Here is a 16,085-nt window from a genome sequence, read left to right as displayed (position 1 = left end):
GTTCCCCTAACCCGCCGCCGTGTGCAGGCTACCCAGAAGCTCGAACCGTGAATCACCGGTTCCGGTGGTGGACACCGACACTGTGACCACATCTGCGCCCCGGACAAATCGAGCCGCCAGCGATCCGTTCGTGGCCGGTGCATCTTCGGACCAGAAGCCGTGGGCGGCCAACGATTGGCGGAACGAGTCCAAAACATTCGCCTGGGATGCGGAAAGGACTCCGTCTGCGGCGAGCTGCAGAACGGTGCCGGACCCGGACACCGAAGTAGAGCCGATGGTAGTCCCGGCGGGAAGGGCCAAAACCCCGTCCGGCCACCCTGCGACCACTGTTCCGGTTGCCTTCGCCGCTGGCGGTAGGGCCCCGGTGATAAGGGGGGCGGGCGCGGACGGCGCGGGCAAGCCAGTGGGACTTGCCGCAACAGGTGGAAGCACCTCCAAGGGCTTGGCGGGGTTGGCAGTGCTGCCCGGATTGGCGGTGCTCCCCGGATTGGCGGTGCTACCCGTGCTCCCCGGGTTGTTCCCACCAGCGGTGCTCCCCGACGCCGTGTTACTGGCGTTCCCTTGCTTGGCGGGAGCTCCTGAAGCTCCGGGGCTGGTAGGAGCAGAAACCGGTGTGGAGCGGCCCATTTGGTCCAGTACCAAGGCCGCGGCGACTATCACGAGCGCGAGGCAAATCCCCGCGAGGACAAGCCGCCTCGCCGTCATGGCCTCTCCGTCAAGCTCCGCATGGGGACAGTCTGCCATCGCTGCCCGAATTGGGGAACAGTTTTCGCCCTACCAACGACCATTCCGCGGCCGGGGTTGGCACGCCGGGCAGGTGTAGGAAGACCGGTTCATGAACTGTTCCCGCTTGATGGTGCTTCGCAGTCCCAGCGATTCGCAGCGGGGACACAACTCGCCGGCCCTTCCATAGGCGTTCAGTGAACGGGAAAAGTAGCCGGAGTCACCGTTGACGTTGACGTAGAGCGAGTCGAAGCTCGTCCCTCCCGCCGCCAGGGCCGCGTCCATGACTTCTTTCACCGATTCCACGAGCCGATGGGCATCCGCGCGACGCAAAGTATCGGTAGCACGGGCGTAATGCATGCGGGCGCGCCACAGTGCTTCGTCGGCATAGATGTTTCCGATGCCCGAAATGACCGATTGATCCAGTAAGGCCCGCTTGAGGCCTGTTTTCCGGCTCTTGATCTTCCGGTAGAACGCTTCGAAGGAGAAGTACGGATCCAAGGGATCGCGCGCGATGTGCGCGGCTTCGGCGGCGATCTCCGGCAGTGGAGTTTCTCCCAAGCCGCCTGGGCCGTCGTCCAGGGTCGGAACCAAGGTTGCGATGAACAGGCCACCGAAAATGCGTTGGTCCACGAACCGCAACTGCTCCGGCATTCCCTCTGAGGGACTGAGCCGCAGCCGGACTTTGAGGTGTTTCTCATCCGGGACGTCAGGATCCTGCATGAGGAGCTGCCCGCTCATTCCAAGGTGGGCCATGAGGGCTACCCTGGGGAGCCGGTCTTCACTGGTGGTGCCGATGCCGTCTGCGCTCTCCATTGCCAACGGCATCCAGAGGAACTTGCCGCGCCTGACCACGTCCAGCACTGTGGCCTGCTCCAAGTTACCGATGAAGTCCTGAGTACCCAGCAGATGGCGCCGGATGGAACGAACGTCCAGGACTTCGACGCCGGTGATGGTGCGGCCGCGGACCCAGCGGGCCAACCCGCGGCGCACCACCTCTACTTCAGGAAGCTCCGGCATGGCTCAGGAGGTGGGTCCGGCCGGGGCCTGATCCAATGCTTCGGACGGCACGGAGAGTGCTCGCCAAGCATCCGCGGCGGCCTCCTGCTCTGCCTCTTTCTTGGAATGGCCTCCACCACGGCCGTAGGGAACGCCGCCAATGTTCAGCACAGCCTCGAAAGTCCGGGCATGGTCCGGGCCGGAACCTTCCACCGCGTAGTGGATCGCACCCAATTGCCTGCTGGCGGCAAGCTCCTGGATGCTCGTCTTCCAATCCGTCCCCGCGCCCAAGGCACCAGCGTCCTTCAACAGGGGTCCGACCAAGCGCATTACCAACTTGCGGGCCGTCTCCATGTCATTGGACAGGTAGGTTGCCCCGATCAGGGCTTCCATGGTGTCCGCCAAGATGGAGGCCTTGTTCTTGCCATTGGTCAGCTTCTCGCCTTGCCCAAGGTAAATGAACTCGCCGACGCCGATCTCCCGGCCGATTCCAGCCAGGGCGCGGGTGCTGACGACGGCGGAACGCCGCTTGGCCAGCTCACCCTCGGGAAGGTCCGGGTTATCACGGTAGAGCGAGTCAGTGACGGAAAACCCCAAGATGGAGTCGCCGAGGAACTCGAGTCTCTCATTCGTGGGGATCCCGCCGTTCTCGTACGCATACGAGCGGTGCGTCAGGGCAAGACGAAGCGTCTCGGTGTCAATGGAGACACCGAGACGCTTCAGAAGCTCTTCAGTTGAAGACATCCTTATCAGCCTGTGCGGCAGATTAGGCGTCTGCGACCTTGCGGCCCTTGTATTCAAGGAACAGCGCGGTGCCGGCGGAGTCGGTGACGACCTTTGCCTGGTGGGGCAGGCTGTAGGTAACCTGTCCGTTTTCGATGGTCTTGACCAAGTTGGGGGCAGTTGCCTTCCACTGGGCACGGCGGGCGCGTGTATTTGCGCGAGACATTTTCCGCTTGGGAACAGCCACGGCTATCTCATTTCTCTCTTAGACGAACACTTACTAATCGGTTTGCCGGTCAGTCTTAGCCAGATCAGCTAGGGCAGCCCAGCGAGGGTCAATGACCTCGTGGTGGTGCCCCGGCTCGTCTTCCAGGCGTGCTCCGCATTCGGAACAAAGGCCCTGGCAGTCTTCCCGGCACACCGGCTGGAACGGCAGCATGGTAACCACTGCGTCCCGCAACACCGGTTCAAGATCGATCAGATCGTACTCGACTCGACGTTGCTCTTCATCGTCTTCTTCACCTGAAAGTTCAAGACCTTCATAGAAGAAAAGTTCTTGCACATTGACCTCAAGGTCATACGCAAGGGGATCCAGGCATCGACCGCATTCGCCGGTTACTTCGACGACGACGATTCCAGATACCAGAATTCCTTCGTGTACGGCCTCAAGACGAAGATCGAGCTCGATGTCCGAGCCTTCCTTTACGCCAATGAGCGCCACACCAAGGTCACTTGGCGCAGGTACATGTTCGTTGAGTGTCCGCATGGTCCCTGGACTGCGTCCAAGGTCCTTGACTACCAACGCCAAGGGCGAACTTGCATCTCGCTTAATGAGAACTCCTGTAGAACATATGACCGACGTACCATCTTAGCCTGATCACGCTTGAGGACTCAAACTGACTCCGGGCGGCCAAAAGGCACTGTTAGATGCACTAATGAACGAGGTACCGAACAAGCCTACCCTTTACGCGGCGGTTCCTTCGCAGGCTCGCTCGCCAGCAACCTCTTCAGCACTGATTTGGGGACGAAATCGGAGATGTCCCCTCCCAGCACATTGACCTCTTTGATCAAAGTGGATGACAGATGCAGGTAGTGGGCTTCAGCTGGCAGGAAAACCGTTTCGACGCCGGCCAACTGCCGATTCATGGTGGCCATCGGCAACTCGTAATCGAAGTCCGAGGATGAGCGCAGGCCTTTGACGATGGCAGAGATTCCACGGTGCCGGCAGTACTCGGCAAGGAGTCCTTCCCCCATCGGTTCCACGATGATGCCCCGCAACGAGGCCAAGGTTTCCCGTGCCATCTCCATGCGGTCCTCGAGGCTGAACCGATACTTCTTTGCGTAGTTGGTGGACACGGCCACTATGACCTCGTCAAACAACCCGGCCGCCCTGGCAATAACTTCAAGGTGTCCGTTGTGAATGGGGTCGAAGGATCCTGGGCATACCGCGCGTCTCATGAATCGAACCTACCCCATGGAAACACCGGGATACCATGACTGACATGGCATCCCGAGGCAGTAACAGCGAACCCTGGCAGCGAGCCGCCCTTGGCGCAAACCTCCTGTCCCCCGACGGCCAGTTGGGAGTCACCATTTTCGAGGAAATGACCACCTTGGCGACCTCCACAGGCGCCATCAACTTGGGCCAGGGATTTCCGGATGAAGACGGCCCCGCTGAGATCAAGGCTGCAGCACAGGCCGCCATAGCTTCGGGAGCAAACCAGTACGCGCCCGGTAAAGGTATCGCCGTGCTCCGCGAGGCCGTGTCCGCCCACCAAGAGAGGTTCTACGGGCTGGCAGTTAATCCCGAAACCGAAGTGCTGGTCACCACGGGCGCCACCGAGGCAATCGCTGCTGCACTTCTGGCCTTTGTCCAACCCGGCGATGAGGTGCTTACTTTCGAGCCCTTCTACGACTCGTACGGCGCCATCATTGCCATGTCCGGAGCAACACACGTGACCGCGCCCCTGCTGGCCCCGGATTTCCTCCCGGACCCCGAGGTCTTGGCCGACGTCTTCAGCAGCCGCACCAAGATAGTTCTCTTGAACAACCCGCATAACCCCACCGGTGCCGTGTTCCCCCGGCAGGTGCTCGAAAGGATCGTGGCTCTCGCCGCTGCGCACGGCGCGCTCATCATCAGCGACGAGGTCTACGAACACCTCACGTTTGATGCCCGCCACATACCAATCGCCTCCCTGCCCGGAGCCGCCGAACGTACCCTGACCATTTCCTCGGCGGGAAAAACGTTCTCCTTCACCGGATGGAAGATCGGGTGGCTTACCGGGCCGGAGCACCTGGTCGCAGCAGTCCGCACAGTCAAGCAATTCCTGACCTACAGCTCCGGGACGCCTTTCCAATCCGCCATTGCCTTGGGCCTGGCACTTCCGGATGAGTTCTATGCCGGTATCGCGGCCTCTTTGCGGAACAAACGCGACATCCTTGCCGCCGGACTGCGGGCCGCCGGATTCGATGTCTACCTCCCCAGCGGCACGTACTTCATTAATGTTGATACCGCTCCCCTGGGAATCGAGGACTCAGTGGACCTGGCGCGGCGCCTCCCCGGGCTGGTCGGCGTGGCTGCCATCCCGGTGCCAGTCTTTTGCCATGCCGAAGGAGCCAAACGAACACGGAGCCTGTTGAGATTCGCCTTCTGCAAGAAAACCGAAGTCCTGGAAGAAGCAGCCGGACGCTTAGCAAAGCTCAAGGACCGGCTCTGAGCGGCACCGGCATGGACCCCCACGAGGGCAGCCGATTCCTCCGGACCACCGGCCAACACGCCACCATCAGCGCCGATTCCTTGGTTGAAGGCAGCTACATCCTCAGCATTGGCGGGGCAGAGCAGTCCCACGTCAACATCGCCCACCCCTCGGAAATCTTCTACGAATACCTGCGCAGGATCGGCCATGTAGTTGACCTGGCTGCGGCGCCCTCAGTGCCGGTGACAGCCCTGCACCTGGGAGCCGGTGCCCTGACCCTCGCCCGCTACATCCAAGCTACGCGGCCGGGCTCGGAGCAATACGCAGTTGAACTTGAACGCGAACTCCTCGACTTTGTACTCCAAAGACTGCCCATGCCGTCAGGCACAACACTGCACCAGTACATCGGAGACGCCCGGGCAGCGCTGAGTGACCTGCCCGCGGAGGCGCGGTTCGACGTCGTGATTCTCGATATCTTCTCCGGACCTGAGGCGCCGCCACATATAGCCTGCAGGGGTTTTTACGAGGAGGCCGCGGCACGCCTGAATCCAAGCGGCGTGCTGATCGTGAATGTGGGCGACGAACCAGCCCTATCGCTTGTACGGAGCCAGGTAGCCGCCCTGCGCGAGGCCATGCCGGACGTTGCAGCGTTCGCCGAGACAGGGATGTTCGCCGGAAAATATCCGGGCAACATCATCCTGGTGGGCACACTGGGGCCGTGGCCCCAAGAATGGACCGCCGAACTCCTGGCGAAGGGACCTCATCCGGCGAGCGTGCTCAACGGTGTGGACTTGGACCGGATTACGGGCCGGCCTTCACCTCGTTAGGGAGCTCATTCAGGACGGTTCGGCGAACCACAGCTTCGTTTCGCCATACTTCTTCTCCGCGAACAATTCCAGGCCCTCCGGCCAGGTAGGTTCCGGGCTACGTGAGCTTCTCTCCACGACCACCACGGCATCTTCGTCCAAGTGCGGCGCCAACTTGGCCAGCACCGAGCTAAGCGCCAGCTCGTCCAACGGATACGGCGGATCGAGGAAAACCAGGCCCCAACTGCCCTCCAACCCCGCACGGTCAAGGAATGATTCCACTTTGGATCGGTGGACGGAGACCCGCCGGGCGCCCAGGATTTGGTTCACCATATGGGCATTGCGTTGGCAGACATCGCTGGCCTTGGCGTCGAACTCCACCAGTTCCACACTGCGGGCGCCCCGGCTGGCGCTCTCAACACCCAGGGAACCGGAGCCTGCGTAGAGGTCAAGCACCCGCGCGTCATCGATAACAGCCAAGGATTCCAACCGGGAGAACAGGGCCTCCTTGACACGGTCCGTGGTGGGCCGTGTGGCCGTGCCCGGCACGCTGATCAACGGATTGCCACCGGCCACGCCGGCAATTACACGGCTCATCGGTGTGATCCGTTCCCGGTGATCGATCCTGCCATGGGCCTATCCGCGTTCAAGGAACGCCTCCTTTTCGGGATTCAAGTACTCGTCGATTGCCGCGGCAAGGGCCGGCTGGTTTTGCAGAGTGGGGTCCTCGGCCACCAACGCCTGGGCGTCCGCGCGGGCACGGGCGATGATATCTTCGTGTTCCAAAACGCGCAGCAATTTCAGGGTGGAACGTCCCCCGGACTGCGAGGCACCCAGGATGTCACCCTCCCGGCGAAGCTTCAGGTCCTCTTGGCTCAACTCAAAGCCATCCGTGGTGGACGCCACTGCTTCCAGCCTCCGGCGGCTCGGATGGCCCGGCTCCAAGGTCGTCACCAACAGGCAGGTTCCCGGCAGCCCGCCACGCCCCACGCGGCCACGGAGCTGATGGAGCTGGGAGATGCCGAAACGATCAGCATCCAAGATCACCATCAACGTGGCATTGTGGACATCCACACCCACTTCGATGACCGTGGTGGACACCAGGACTTTGGTTCGGTTGGACGCGAATGACTGCATGGTTTCGGTCTTCAACTGCGGGTCCTGCCTGCCATGCAAGGGCGCCACAGGGACACCCGCCAGGGCAGGCTCGGCCAGCAAACTCTCGACGACGGCGGTCACGGACGCGAGCTCCCTCGCCGGTCCATCATCCCCGGCCCCATCGGACCCGAGTGGATCAATTGGTTCCGCTTCGCCGGGGCTGAAGTCGCCGTCGTCGTCCGTTCCGATCTTCGGGCACACCACATAGACCTGATGGCCCGCGTCAACTTCCTCGCGGGAACGCTTCCAGATCCGGTCTGCCCACGCCGGATTCTCCGCCAGTCCCACCACATGCGTGGAAATGGGCGCCCGCCCCGCAGGGAGCTCGTCCAGCACCGAGGTCTCCAGGTCTCCGAAGACCGTCATGGCCACTGTCCGGGGAATCGGGGTGGCTGTCATGACCAGCAGGTGCGGTGGACGCTGCGCCTTGGCCCGCAGTGCGTCGCGTTGTTCCACGCCAAATCGGTGCTGCTCATCCACCACGATCAGGCCAAGATCCTGAAAGCTCGTCTTATCGCTGAGCAGTGCGTGGGTTCCGATGATGATCCCAGCGTTCCCGGACGCGGCGTCCAGCATGGCCTGCTTTCGGGCAGCCGTGGGCATGGAGCCGGTCAGCAGGGCAACCTGGACCGCTTGCTGGGTGGAGTCCCCGCCCAGCATCCCGGCGCCGCCGAACATCTGGTCGCGTGCCAGGGAGCCCAAGGTCCGCCGGATGGAATCGTAGTGCTGGGCTGCAAGGACCTCCGTGGGCGCAAGCAACGCAGCCTGGCCACCTGCGTCCACCACTTGAAGCATGGCCCGGAGGGCGACGATGGTCTTGCCGGACCCTACTTCACCTTGCAGTAGGCGGTTCATCGGTGTATCCCGAGCCAGCTCTTCTGAAAGGGTCTTGCCGACAGCGGACTGTCCCGCCGTGAGGGTGAACGGCAGGTTGCCATCGAATTTCTCCAACAATCCCCCGCTGACCCGACGGCGGGCGGTCGCCTCTTCGGCTGCCAACTGGGACCGTCGCCGGGCCAAGGCTGTCTGCAGGACCAGCGCCTCCTGGTAGCGGAAGCGATCCTGTGCCCTCCGCCAATCCTGATCGGTCTCCGGAGAATGGATCAGCCGGTAGGCATCGGCTACGCTCACCAGGCGGTCCCGTCCTGCGATCGCCGGAGGAAGCGGGTCCTGCAGGGCGTCCAGGTCAAGGGTCTGAAGCAAAGCGGTGACCACTTTGTGGATGGACCAGCTTGTCAGTTTGGCGGTTGCCGGATAAACCGGGATGGGGATGGCCGCCAACTTTTCGGGGTCCATGGAACCCTCGGTATCAGGGTCTTCATCCAACAACAGGAAGTCCGGGTTGGTCAGTCCCAAGGATCCCCCGTAACGGCTGACCTTGCCCGAGAACATGGCACGGCGTCCGGGCATCAATTCGGCTTTTGCCCGGAATCCGTTGAAAAAGCTGACCTTCAATTGCCCGGGAACACCGCTCGCGGCAGTCTCATCGGTGACCACGACGTCTGTGATGGAACCTCGCCTGGCCCGCATTTGCCGTGTGCTGTTGGAAAGGACACGGGCAATCAGTGTCACCTCCTCATCCAACGGAAGGTTGCTGATGGGAGTAAGCTCACCGCGCCTCAGGTATCGGCGGGGAAAATAGTTCAGCAGTGCACCGGTAGTCTTCAGGCCCAGATGTTTGTCGATGACGGCGGCGGACCGTTTTCCAATTCTGCGTTCAAGGGGCAGCTCGAGCTCAGTATTCATGCGGCGGGAGGTCCTCCTGCCCGGGGCTCCCCTGACCGGCGCTGACCTGACCAGTACTGAGCTGCCCGGGGTCGCGGGGAAGTGCCAACTCGCTCACGGCTATGTCCGTAGGGTCCCCCAGCGAACGGATCAGTGCCACGGCCGGCCCGGGATCGGCTACGTGGACGTGGACCCGCCAGCGGTAGCTCTTTTCCACCACCGAGTCGTCATCGTCGTCGTCGTTTCCCGCAGCTGCCCCGACTTGGCTCATGATCACGGAATCGCCCATCTCGTCCAAGCGTTGCCTGAGGATGGCTGCGTTGAGCGGCGACAAATCGATGGTGCACATGACTTCCACGCCGTCGTCGGCAGGCATCTGCTCGTGGATGTGCGGGTCTTGGAGTTTATAGCCGTGCAGTCCCTCAAGAAGCTCATCCTGCAGTTCTTCGCCGAGCACCGCCGAGCGAAGGCAGTCAAGCACCAGCAACATGCCCACGCCTCCGGCGTCCACTACACGAGCCGCCTGTAGTTGCGCGAGCTCGCCCTCGGTGCGCACCACTGCCTGGACCGCGGCTTCAACAACCGCGTCCAGGGCCAAGCCCAGGGCATGGTTGCTGTCGTCACCGTTTTGGGAAGCATCCGTGGCCTGAGCCGCCTTCGCAGCGGCCTCAAGGACCGAAAGCATTGTCCCGGCAACAGGCTCGCTCAGGGCCGACCACGCCCGGATTTGGGCACGGTTCAGTGCGGCGGCCAGCAATGGCGCACTGAGCCTCGATTTCCCGGCCAACGGCTCAGCGGCGGCTGAGAGGAACACAGCGAACAAGGTCCCCGAATTGCCCCTGGCTTGCTCCATGGCTGCCTGCCCGGCACGTGAAAGTACTGCCCCGACGTCGTTGCTTGTTTCGCTGGTCTCCGGTGCGGTGCCGCCGACGGCAGCCACGGCTGCCCGGACGGTGAGATACAGGTTGGTGCCGGTATCGCCGTCGGCCACGGGAAAGATGTTGATCGCGTTTAGACGGTCGCTGTGGTTGCCAAGGACTACTTCCGCCTTGCCGAGCCAACGTCTCATGGCGTGCGCATTCGCGGCGATCTTAGTCTGCAAAGTGATCCCATCCAACGGTGTCGGCAGCTTGCCCGGCGATCCGGACGCCGGTGCCTGACGGCATGACATCGGCTTGAACCGAGCCTATCGCAGTGAAGCCTTGCGGCAGCTGAATTCCTGCTGGGAACGTGGCAAGGAGTCCGTGGTCTTCTCCCCCGCCAAGAACCCAAAACATCGGCTCGACGCCGAGAAGAACCGCTGCCGATTCCAATGGCCGGGCATGAAGCGCCAATGCCTTCGGATCGAAATCCAGAACAACATTCGAAGCCTTCGCGAGCCGGCCTGCGTCCCGGAGAAGCCCATCGGATATATCGAGCATGGCGGTGGCGCCCGTCCGGGCAGCCAAAGGTCCTGCCTGCAACGGTGGCTCAGGCCTGCACTGCCTATCAATCAAGGCCCGCTTCGTTGCGGTCAGCCGTTCGATAGGCACGCTGCTCTCCAGCAACGCCCATCCGGCCGCAGCGCGGCCCAAAGTCCCCGCAACCGCTACGACGTCGCCGGGTACAGCGCCGGAGCGCAGCACCGGTTCTCCTCCTGAAAGCGTCCCGACGACGGCGACAGTCACCGTTATTTCGCGGCCCCGGCCAAGGTCCCCGCCGGCAACGGAGCATTCCTCGGCACCCAAAGCCGCGATCGCCGCGGTGAGTCCGTCAGCGAATTCCTCCACCCAGCCAACGGGCGTGGCCGGCGGCAGGGTCAGGCTCACTACAAGGGAGGTAGCCCTGCCGCCCATGGCATTGATATCGCTGAGGTTTTGGGCGGCCGCTTTCCACCCGACGTCGAACCCGGTGGTCCGGTAGCCGTTGTTCCACTCAAGCCTGAAATCCTGGTCCTGGGTTTGGGTGTCAATGGAGATCAAGGCACGCCCATCCGGTGCCGCGATCAGTGCAGCATCGTCCCCAGGACCCAACAACATGCTGGAACTGGAGTTAAGCCGTGGAAAAATCCGGGCAAGGAGTTCGGGCTCTGAAAGGTCACTGACGGCTAACTGTTCTTCGGGCACGGCACTACGCTATCGCGATCCACTGACACGATAGTCCCGGGCTCGGCCGGTGGGCTTGGAGAGGATCACGAGGCAGGTCCATGCGGGATAGGCTTGGTGGATGCTCCAAAAGACCCTCCGCCGGTCCGCCGTGACCACGATGTTCGTGGCTGCGTCGGCCCTGGCCCTGTCCGGCTGTGCAGCCACCGTTGATGTCAGTGCCGCCGCCGACGCCGCCAACCCGGCCTGCGCTGCGATGATGGTGGCACTGCCGGACCAGATTGGCGATTCTGCCCTGCGCAAGACCAACAGCCAGGCCACTGCCGCTTGGGGAGACCCGTCGCAAGTCATCCTGCGATGCGGCGTCAATGTCCCCGGGCCGACCACAGACCGTTGCGTCACCGTCAACGGCGTCGACTGGGTCATCAAAGAGGGTAACCCGATCTACACCCTGACGACATTTGGGCGCAACCCTGCCACCGAGATATTGATGGACCCCAACAAGATCAGCTCAGCCACGGTCCTCGCGGACTTGGCTGCTGCGGCGTCCAAGATCAAGGCCACCGGAAAGTGCGTGGGCCAAGAGGACCTGCAAAACCTGCCGTCCTCCGGTTCCAGCACTCCACCAAGCTAAGCACCAGGCTAAGCACCAAACTAAAAAAGACAGTGTCTGTGCCCGAGACTTCCAGCCGGCACAGACACTGCCCTCAAGGGGCTAGCGAAGGCCGGTCTTGCGCGTCAGCGCAAGGTGGAGGAGTTCATCGATCAACTCCGCATAGGACATCCCCGATGCCGCCCACATCTGCGGGTACATGCTCTTGGGCGTGAACCCGGGCATGGTGTTGATCTCGTTGATGATGAGCTCGCCGGAGGGTGTGTAGAAGAAGTCCACCCGGCTCAACCCCTCGCCCCCTACCGCGTCGAACGCGACCGCAGCCAGTTCGCGGACCCGGGCGATGGCTTCGTCGGGAATGTCGGCAGGACAGCTCAGCGACGCGGCGCCGTCCTCGACGTACTTGGCTGCGAAGTCATAGAACTGGTGTCCACCCTCAGCAACGGCAATTTCACCCGGCATCGATGTGCGGGGCGCGGCTATTCCCCGTCCTTGCAGGACGGCGCATTCGATTTCCCGGCCAACGATGCCCGCTTCAATGACGAGCTTCAAGTCGTGGCGGCGCGCTTCCTCAATCGCTCCGTCCAAGTCCTCGATCGAATCAACCTTGGAGATACCCATGGACGAACCTGCCCGGGCCGGCTTGACGAACACCGGGAAACCGAGCTTGTCCACCCGCTTCCGAACCGCCTCGGGATCGGTGAGCCAGTCCCGGTCGGTCACCGCAATGTAGGGACCCACAGACAAGCCTGCGGCTTCAAAGACTACCTTCATGTAGTGCTTGTCCATCCCCACCGCTGAAGCGAGAACACCGGCACCGACATAGCGGGTATCCGAGAGCTCGAGGAGGCCTTGGACTGTCCCGTCCTCACCCCATGGGCCGTGGAGGAGCGGGAAGACGACGTCCACGGAGCCAAGTTCCTTGGGAATGGCGTTCGGCTCAGTCACCACGAGCTGATGGGTACCTCCGACCTCGGCGAGGGTCACCGTTTGGCCGGAAGGTTGCACTTCCGGAAGTGCCGAGGAGCTCAGGGACCACTGGCTGGTGTCGCCGGACGCCAACACCCACTGGCCCGACTTCGCGATGCCGATGGGGACGACGTCGTATTTGTCCTGGTCAATCGCGCCCATCACGCCAGCAGCCGTGACGCAGCTGACCGCATGTTCACTGGAGCGGCCGCCGAAAAGGATCGCCACGCGGAGCCGGCGTCCAGGTGCGGGTGTGGATTCTTCTGTCACCATCAGTAGTCGCCTTCAGACTTCAGGGCCCGGGCCAGCAGTCGCGGCCCTAGGTCATCAACGGACATTTTGCCTTCGAGGACGGCCACCACAGCGGCCGTTATGGGCATTTCAACGTTCAGTTTGCCAGCGAGTTCACGCACCGCCGGACCGGACTTGATGCCTTCGGCGGTCTGGGTCATCTGCACGGCAACCTGCTCCAGGCTCAGCCCTTGCCCGAGGAGCCTTCCGGCCGTGTGATTGCGTGAAAGGGCCGACGAGCAGGTAGCAACGAGGTCACCGAGACCAGCCAGTCCGGCCATGGTGTGGGCTTCGCCCCCCAAAGCCAAGGCCAGCCGGGATGTCTCGGCGAGGCCACGGGTGATCACGGAAGCCTTGGTGTTATCTCCCATTTGCCGGCCCTCGCAGATGCCGACCGCAAGCGCAATGACGTTCTTCACGATGCCGCCGATTTCGACGCCGACCACATCGGTACTGGTGTAAGGCCGGAAATAGGGCGCGGTGCAGCACAGGGCAATCGCTGCGGCGGTGTCAGGATCACTGCAGGCAACCACCGACGCCGTCGGCTGCTCACCGGCGATTTCCATGGCCAAGTTGGGCCCGGACACCACAGCCACCCGGGACTCAGGGAGGCCAAGCTCCTGGGAGATCACTTCGCTCATTCGGGCGTCAGTACCCAGCTCAAGGCCCTTCATCAGGGATACCACCACAGCGTCCGGTGAGAGAAACGGCTTCCACTGGCTCAACTGCGGCCTCAATGACTGTGCCGGCACAGCGAGGACCACGAGGCCCGCCCCGCGGAGGACCTCTGCGACATCCGTGGAGGCCTCGATGGCTGGAGGCAGGTCGATGCCGTTCAGATACTGCTCATTACGGTGCTGGGAGTTGATCTGGTCAACAACTGCTTGGCGGCGTCCCCAAATGCGGATGGTCCGGGTCACGCCCGTGGCAGAAGCAGCATCGGCCAGGACCTTGGCAAAGGTAGTCCCCCACGAGCCCGCTCCGAGCACTGCAATGGAGCTCAGCCCGTGGCCCTCGCTCAGGCCCTCGCCCAGCCCCTCACCCTGGGTGATCGGTCCCGTCATTTCCCGCCCTCTTGCTCCGGTACGTCGGTGGATTCAGGCGCATCGAACCGTCCATGCTTGGACTGCTGGTGCACGGCGGGGTCCCAGCGCTGGGCGGGGGGAGTTTCGTTCCTAAGCGTTGCCAAAAGTTCCGTGATGGCGTCCATGATCAGATCGGTCGCCTCATTCAGCGTGGTCCGGTCCAGTGGGCGGTCGGCAAAGGCACTCAGGTCCACAGGGTCCCCTACGAGGACCCTGACGGTCTTCCGCGGAAAGACATGAAAACGCTTGGCATACCGGGGAAAGACTTCCTGGGCGCCCCAATGAGCCATGGGAACCACCGGGGCTCCGGTCTGCAGGGCAAGCCGGGCGGCTCCGGTGTGTCCCTTCATGGGCCAGAGGTCCGGGTCCCGGGTCAGCGTTCCCTCGGGGTAGATGATGATGGCGCCGCCGGCGTCCACCACTTCGCGTGCCAGTTGAAGGGAACGGTGCGCGCCCGCCGTCGAGCGTTCAACCGGAATCTGCCGTGCGGCCCTTAGCAAGGCACCCAAGACGGGCACCTTGAAGAGCCCCGCCTTGGCAAGGAAGTGCGGTGGACGCTTGAGGTTATAGACCAGGTGGCCGATCACCACGGGATCAATTTCCGTGCAGTGGTTGGGCGCGGCAATGAACCCGCCCGGGGGAAGCTTTTCGGTGCCTTCCCACTTCTTGGCCATCAGGGCGTTCATCAACGGCCGGGCGAGCCCGGCGAGCAGAATAAACGTGGCCCGGCTCTTGGCCGATTCCTTCAAAGGATCCCCCGCTACTTGGTGCTGGTGATGTCGAAATCGGCGCCCAGGCCGGCCAGCTTCTCGGTAAAGCGCTCGTATCCGCGGTTAATAATGTCGATGCCGGTCACCCTGGAGGTACCCGTTGCAGCCAGCGCCGCGATGAGGTGGCTGAAGCCGCCCCGGAGATCGGGGATGTCAATGTCGGTGCCCCTCAGCGGTGTGGATCCGGAAATCACCGCGGAGTGGAGGAAGTTGCGCTGCCCGAACCGGCACGGGACGCTGCCCAAGCATTCCCGGTGGACTTGGATGTTGGCGCCCATACGCGCCAGGGCCTCCGTGAAACCAAAGCGGTTCTCGTAGACCGTCTCGTGGACAATCGAAACACCGTCGGCCTGGGTCAGGGCGACGACCAACGGCTGCTGCCAGTCGGTCATGAAACCGGGGTGCACGTCGGTCTCCAAAACCAAGGGTGAGAGCTTGCCGCCTTGGTGGTAGAAGCGGATGCCGTCGTCGCCGATATCCATGCCGCCACCGACTTTGCGGTACGTGTTCAGGAACGTCATCATGTCCCGCTGCGAGGCACCCTGGACGAAGATATCGCCGCGGGTCACCAGGGCAGCGGAAGCCCACGACGCCGATTCGTTGCGGTCAGCAAGGGCGCGGTGGTTATAACCGCGCAGGTCCTTGACTCCTTCGATCCGGATGGTGCGGTCCGTCTGGACGCTGATGATGGCGCCCATCTTCTGCAGGACGGCGATAAGGTCGACAATCTCCGGTTCCGTGGCTGCGCCGCTGAGCTCCGTGATGCCTTCAGCGCGGGTAGCGCTCAGGAGGACCTGCTCGGTGGCACCCACCGAGGGATAGGGCAAGGAAATCTTGGCTCCCTGCAGTCCGTGCGGCGCCGAGATGTGGATTCCACCGGGTCGCTTTTCCACCACGGCACCAAATTGGCGCAGCACATCCAGGTGGTAGTCGATGGGCCTGTCACCGATCTTGCAGCCGCCAAGGTCGGGAATGAAGGCCTCACCAATGGCGTGGATCAAGGGCCCGCACAGCAGGATGGGAATCCTGGAATCACCGGCATGCGCATCGATGGCCGTGCTCGAAGCGGTCTTCGCGTCCTTGGGATCCAAAGTGAGATCGCCGGTCTCCGGGTCTTTGGCCACCGTGACACCGTGAAGCTTCAGCAGGCTCGTTACTACCTCGACGTCCTTGATCTCCGGGACGTTGCGCAGCACCGATGGTTCGCTGCCCAGCAGGGCAGCCACCATGGCTTTGGGCACCAGGTTCTTGGCACCGCGGACGGTTACTTGTCCGGTCAACGGGACGCCACCGCGGATTGTCAGAACACTACTCATCTATACCGGTTTCCTCACGACTACTCGCACCCCAAACTTACAAAGGCTCCAGCTAAGCATAGAAGCTCGTGTTACCGAACTGAAATGCGGCGCGATCCCGGTGAGGGTGATCGAAGCTGATCCCCAC

At 62.7% G+C, this 16,085-nt stretch carries 17 protein-coding genes; 3 read left to right on the top strand and 14 right to left on the bottom strand.

Annotated elements, in window-relative coordinates; genetic code table 11:
- Window positions 1-6 precede the first annotated feature (6 nt).
- The 6 genes from SB659_RS02595 to coaD form a co-directional block, all read right to left on the bottom strand.
- Window positions 7-705, bottom strand: coding sequence for a hypothetical protein (locus SB659_RS02595; protein ID WP_284978272.1), 699 nt, complete (start codon window positions 703-705; stop codon window positions 7-9).
- Between the two features lie 69 nt (window positions 706-774).
- The gene (mutM, locus tag SB659_RS02590) at window positions 775-1,743 is read right to left on the bottom strand and encodes a bifunctional DNA-formamidopyrimidine glycosylase/DNA-(apurinic or apyrimidinic site) lyase (RefSeq protein WP_284978273.1); all 969 of its coding nucleotides are present in this window, start codon (window positions 1,741-1,743) and stop codon (window positions 775-777) included.
- A gap of 3 nt (window positions 1,744-1,746) precedes the next feature.
- Window positions 1,747-2,466 carry a ribonuclease III gene (gene rnc / locus SB659_RS02585; RefSeq protein WP_284975225.1) on the bottom strand — a complete coding sequence of 240 codons (720 nt, stop codon included), beginning with the start codon at window positions 2,464-2,466 and terminating at the stop codon, window positions 1,747-1,749.
- Window positions 2,467-2,488: 22 nt separating this feature from the next.
- Window positions 2,489-2,692: a 50S ribosomal protein L32 gene (gene rpmF, locus SB659_RS02580; protein WP_011775139.1), complete on the bottom strand. Its 204-nt coding sequence runs from the start codon at window positions 2,690-2,692 to the stop codon at window positions 2,489-2,491.
- Window positions 2,693-2,725: 33 nt separating this feature from the next.
- On the bottom strand, window positions 2,726-3,253 hold the full coding sequence (locus SB659_RS02575) for a YceD family protein (RefSeq protein ID WP_284978274.1): 528 nt from the start codon (window positions 3,251-3,253) through the stop codon (window positions 2,726-2,728).
- A 149-nt stretch (window positions 3,254-3,402) separates the two neighbouring features.
- Window positions 3,403-3,903 (bottom strand): pantetheine-phosphate adenylyltransferase, encoded by a 501-nt coding sequence (coaD, locus tag SB659_RS02570; RefSeq protein ID WP_284975223.1) that lies wholly within the window; start codon window positions 3,901-3,903, stop codon window positions 3,403-3,405.
- A gap of 35 nt (window positions 3,904-3,938) precedes the next feature.
- Between coaD and SB659_RS02565 the strand changes: the two genes are divergently transcribed.
- Both SB659_RS02565 and SB659_RS02560 read left to right on the top strand, forming a co-directional pair.
- Entirely contained in the window at window positions 3,939-5,162 is a 1,224-nt protein-coding gene (locus SB659_RS02565; RefSeq protein WP_284978275.1) for an aminotransferase class I/II-fold pyridoxal phosphate-dependent enzyme, read from the top strand.
- Between the two features lie 11 nt (window positions 5,163-5,173).
- Window positions 5,174-5,968 (top strand): spermidine synthase, encoded by a 795-nt coding sequence (locus SB659_RS02560; protein WP_284978276.1) that lies wholly within the window; start codon window positions 5,174-5,176, stop codon window positions 5,966-5,968.
- A gap of 9 nt (window positions 5,969-5,977) precedes the next feature.
- On the opposite strand, the gene rsmD is transcribed toward SB659_RS02560, so the two are convergent.
- The 4 genes from rsmD to SB659_RS02540 are packed head-to-tail and all read right to left on the bottom strand — an operon-like array spanning window position 5,978 to window position 10,935.
- Window positions 5,978-6,544 carry a 16S rRNA (guanine(966)-N(2))-methyltransferase RsmD gene (gene rsmD, locus SB659_RS02555; RefSeq protein WP_284978277.1) on the bottom strand — a complete coding sequence of 189 codons (567 nt, stop codon included), beginning with the start codon at window positions 6,542-6,544 and terminating at the stop codon, window positions 5,978-5,980.
- Between the two features lie 39 nt (window positions 6,545-6,583).
- A complete protein-coding gene (locus SB659_RS02550) occupies window positions 6,584-8,851 on the bottom strand; it encodes an ATP-dependent DNA helicase RecG (RefSeq protein WP_284978278.1) in 2,268 nt (755 codons plus the stop codon).
- Window positions 8,841-9,899: a DAK2 domain-containing protein gene (locus SB659_RS02545; RefSeq protein WP_410549375.1), complete on the bottom strand. Its 1,059-nt coding sequence runs from the start codon at window positions 9,897-9,899 to the stop codon at window positions 8,841-8,843. The genes SB659_RS02550 and SB659_RS02545 overlap by 11 nt, the downstream gene beginning before the upstream one ends.
- 22 nt (window positions 9,900-9,921) lie before the next feature.
- On the bottom strand, window positions 9,922-10,935 hold the full coding sequence (locus tag SB659_RS02540) for a thiamine-phosphate kinase (RefSeq protein WP_410549374.1): 1,014 nt from the start codon (window positions 10,933-10,935) through the stop codon (window positions 9,922-9,924).
- Window positions 10,936-11,035: 100 nt separating this feature from the next.
- On the opposite strand from SB659_RS02540, the gene SB659_RS02535 reads away from it, so the two are divergent.
- The gene (locus SB659_RS02535) at window positions 11,036-11,548 is read left to right on the top strand and encodes a DUF3515 family protein (RefSeq protein ID WP_284978281.1); all 513 of its coding nucleotides are present in this window, start codon (window positions 11,036-11,038) and stop codon (window positions 11,546-11,548) included.
- An 81-nt stretch (window positions 11,549-11,629) separates the two neighbouring features.
- On the opposite strand, the gene SB659_RS02530 is transcribed toward SB659_RS02535, so the two are convergent.
- From SB659_RS02530 to murA, 4 genes are read right to left on the bottom strand one after another with little or no spacing between them, the layout of a single operon-like run.
- Window positions 11,630-12,769, bottom strand: coding sequence for a D-alanine--D-alanine ligase family protein (locus SB659_RS02530; protein ID WP_410549373.1), 1,140 nt, complete (start codon window positions 12,767-12,769; stop codon window positions 11,630-11,632).
- Window positions 12,769-13,851: an NAD(P)H-dependent glycerol-3-phosphate dehydrogenase gene (locus tag SB659_RS02525; protein WP_284978283.1), complete on the bottom strand. Its 1,083-nt coding sequence runs from the start codon at window positions 13,849-13,851 to the stop codon at window positions 12,769-12,771. The genes SB659_RS02530 and SB659_RS02525 overlap by 1 nt, the downstream gene beginning before the upstream one ends.
- Complete coding sequence (locus SB659_RS02520) at window positions 13,848-14,621, bottom strand: lysophospholipid acyltransferase family protein (protein ID WP_284978284.1); 774 nt, start codon at window positions 14,619-14,621, stop codon at window positions 13,848-13,850. Before SB659_RS02520 ends, SB659_RS02525 begins: the two co-directional genes overlap by 4 nt.
- Window positions 14,622-14,632: 11 nt before the next feature.
- Entirely contained in the window at window positions 14,633-15,958 is a 1,326-nt protein-coding gene (gene murA, locus SB659_RS02515; RefSeq protein WP_284975212.1) for a UDP-N-acetylglucosamine 1-carboxyvinyltransferase, read from the bottom strand.
- Between the last annotated feature and the right edge of the window lie 127 nt (window positions 15,959-16,085).

The sequence above is a fragment of the Arthrobacter sp. SIMBA_036 genome (assembly GCF_046535135.1).
Taxonomy (GTDB): Bacteria; Actinomycetota; Actinomycetes; order Actinomycetales; family Micrococcaceae; genus Arthrobacter.
This window is presented reverse-complemented; position numbering and strand designations above follow the sequence as displayed.

Coding starts and splice junctions, on each gene's coding strand:
- SB659_RS02530 (WP_410549373.1), bottom strand. CDS start 12,769: ATGGTGACAGAAGAATCCACACCCGCACCTGGACGCCGGCTCCGCGTG.
- coaD (WP_284975223.1), bottom strand. CDS start 3,903: ATGAGACGCGCGGTATGCCCAGGATCCTTCGACCCCATTCACAACGGA.
- SB659_RS02525 (WP_284978283.1), bottom strand. CDS start 13,851: ATGACGGGACCGATCACCCAGGGTGAGGGGCTGGGCGAGGGCCTGAGC.
- SB659_RS02545 (WP_410549375.1), bottom strand. CDS start 9,899: ATGAGACGTTGGCTCGGCAAGGCGGAAGTAGTCCTTGGCAACCACAGC.
- SB659_RS02550 (WP_284978278.1), bottom strand. CDS start 8,851: ATGAATACTGAGCTCGAGCTGCCCCTTGAACGCAGAATTGGAAAACGG.
- SB659_RS02565 (WP_284978275.1), top strand. CDS start 3,939: ATGACTGACATGGCATCCCGAGGCAGTAACAGCGAACCCTGGCAGCGA.
- SB659_RS02535 (WP_284978281.1), top strand. CDS start 11,036: ATGCTCCAAAAGACCCTCCGCCGGTCCGCCGTGACCACGATGTTCGTG.
- mutM (WP_284978273.1), bottom strand. CDS start 1,743: ATGCCGGAGCTTCCTGAAGTAGAGGTGGTGCGCCGCGGGTTGGCCCGC.
- rnc (WP_284975225.1), bottom strand. CDS start 2,466: ATGTCTTCAACTGAAGAGCTTCTGAAGCGTCTCGGTGTCTCCATTGAC.
- SB659_RS02595 (WP_284978272.1), bottom strand. CDS start 705: ATGACGGCGAGGCGGCTTGTCCTCGCGGGGATTTGCCTCGCGCTCGTG.
- SB659_RS02560 (WP_284978276.1), top strand. CDS start 5,174: ATGGACCCCCACGAGGGCAGCCGATTCCTCCGGACCACCGGCCAACAC.
- rsmD (WP_284978277.1), bottom strand. CDS start 6,544: ATGAGCCGTGTAATTGCCGGCGTGGCCGGTGGCAATCCGTTGATCAGC.
- murA (WP_284975212.1), bottom strand. CDS start 15,958: ATGAGTAGTGTTCTGACAATCCGCGGTGGCGTCCCGTTGACCGGACAA.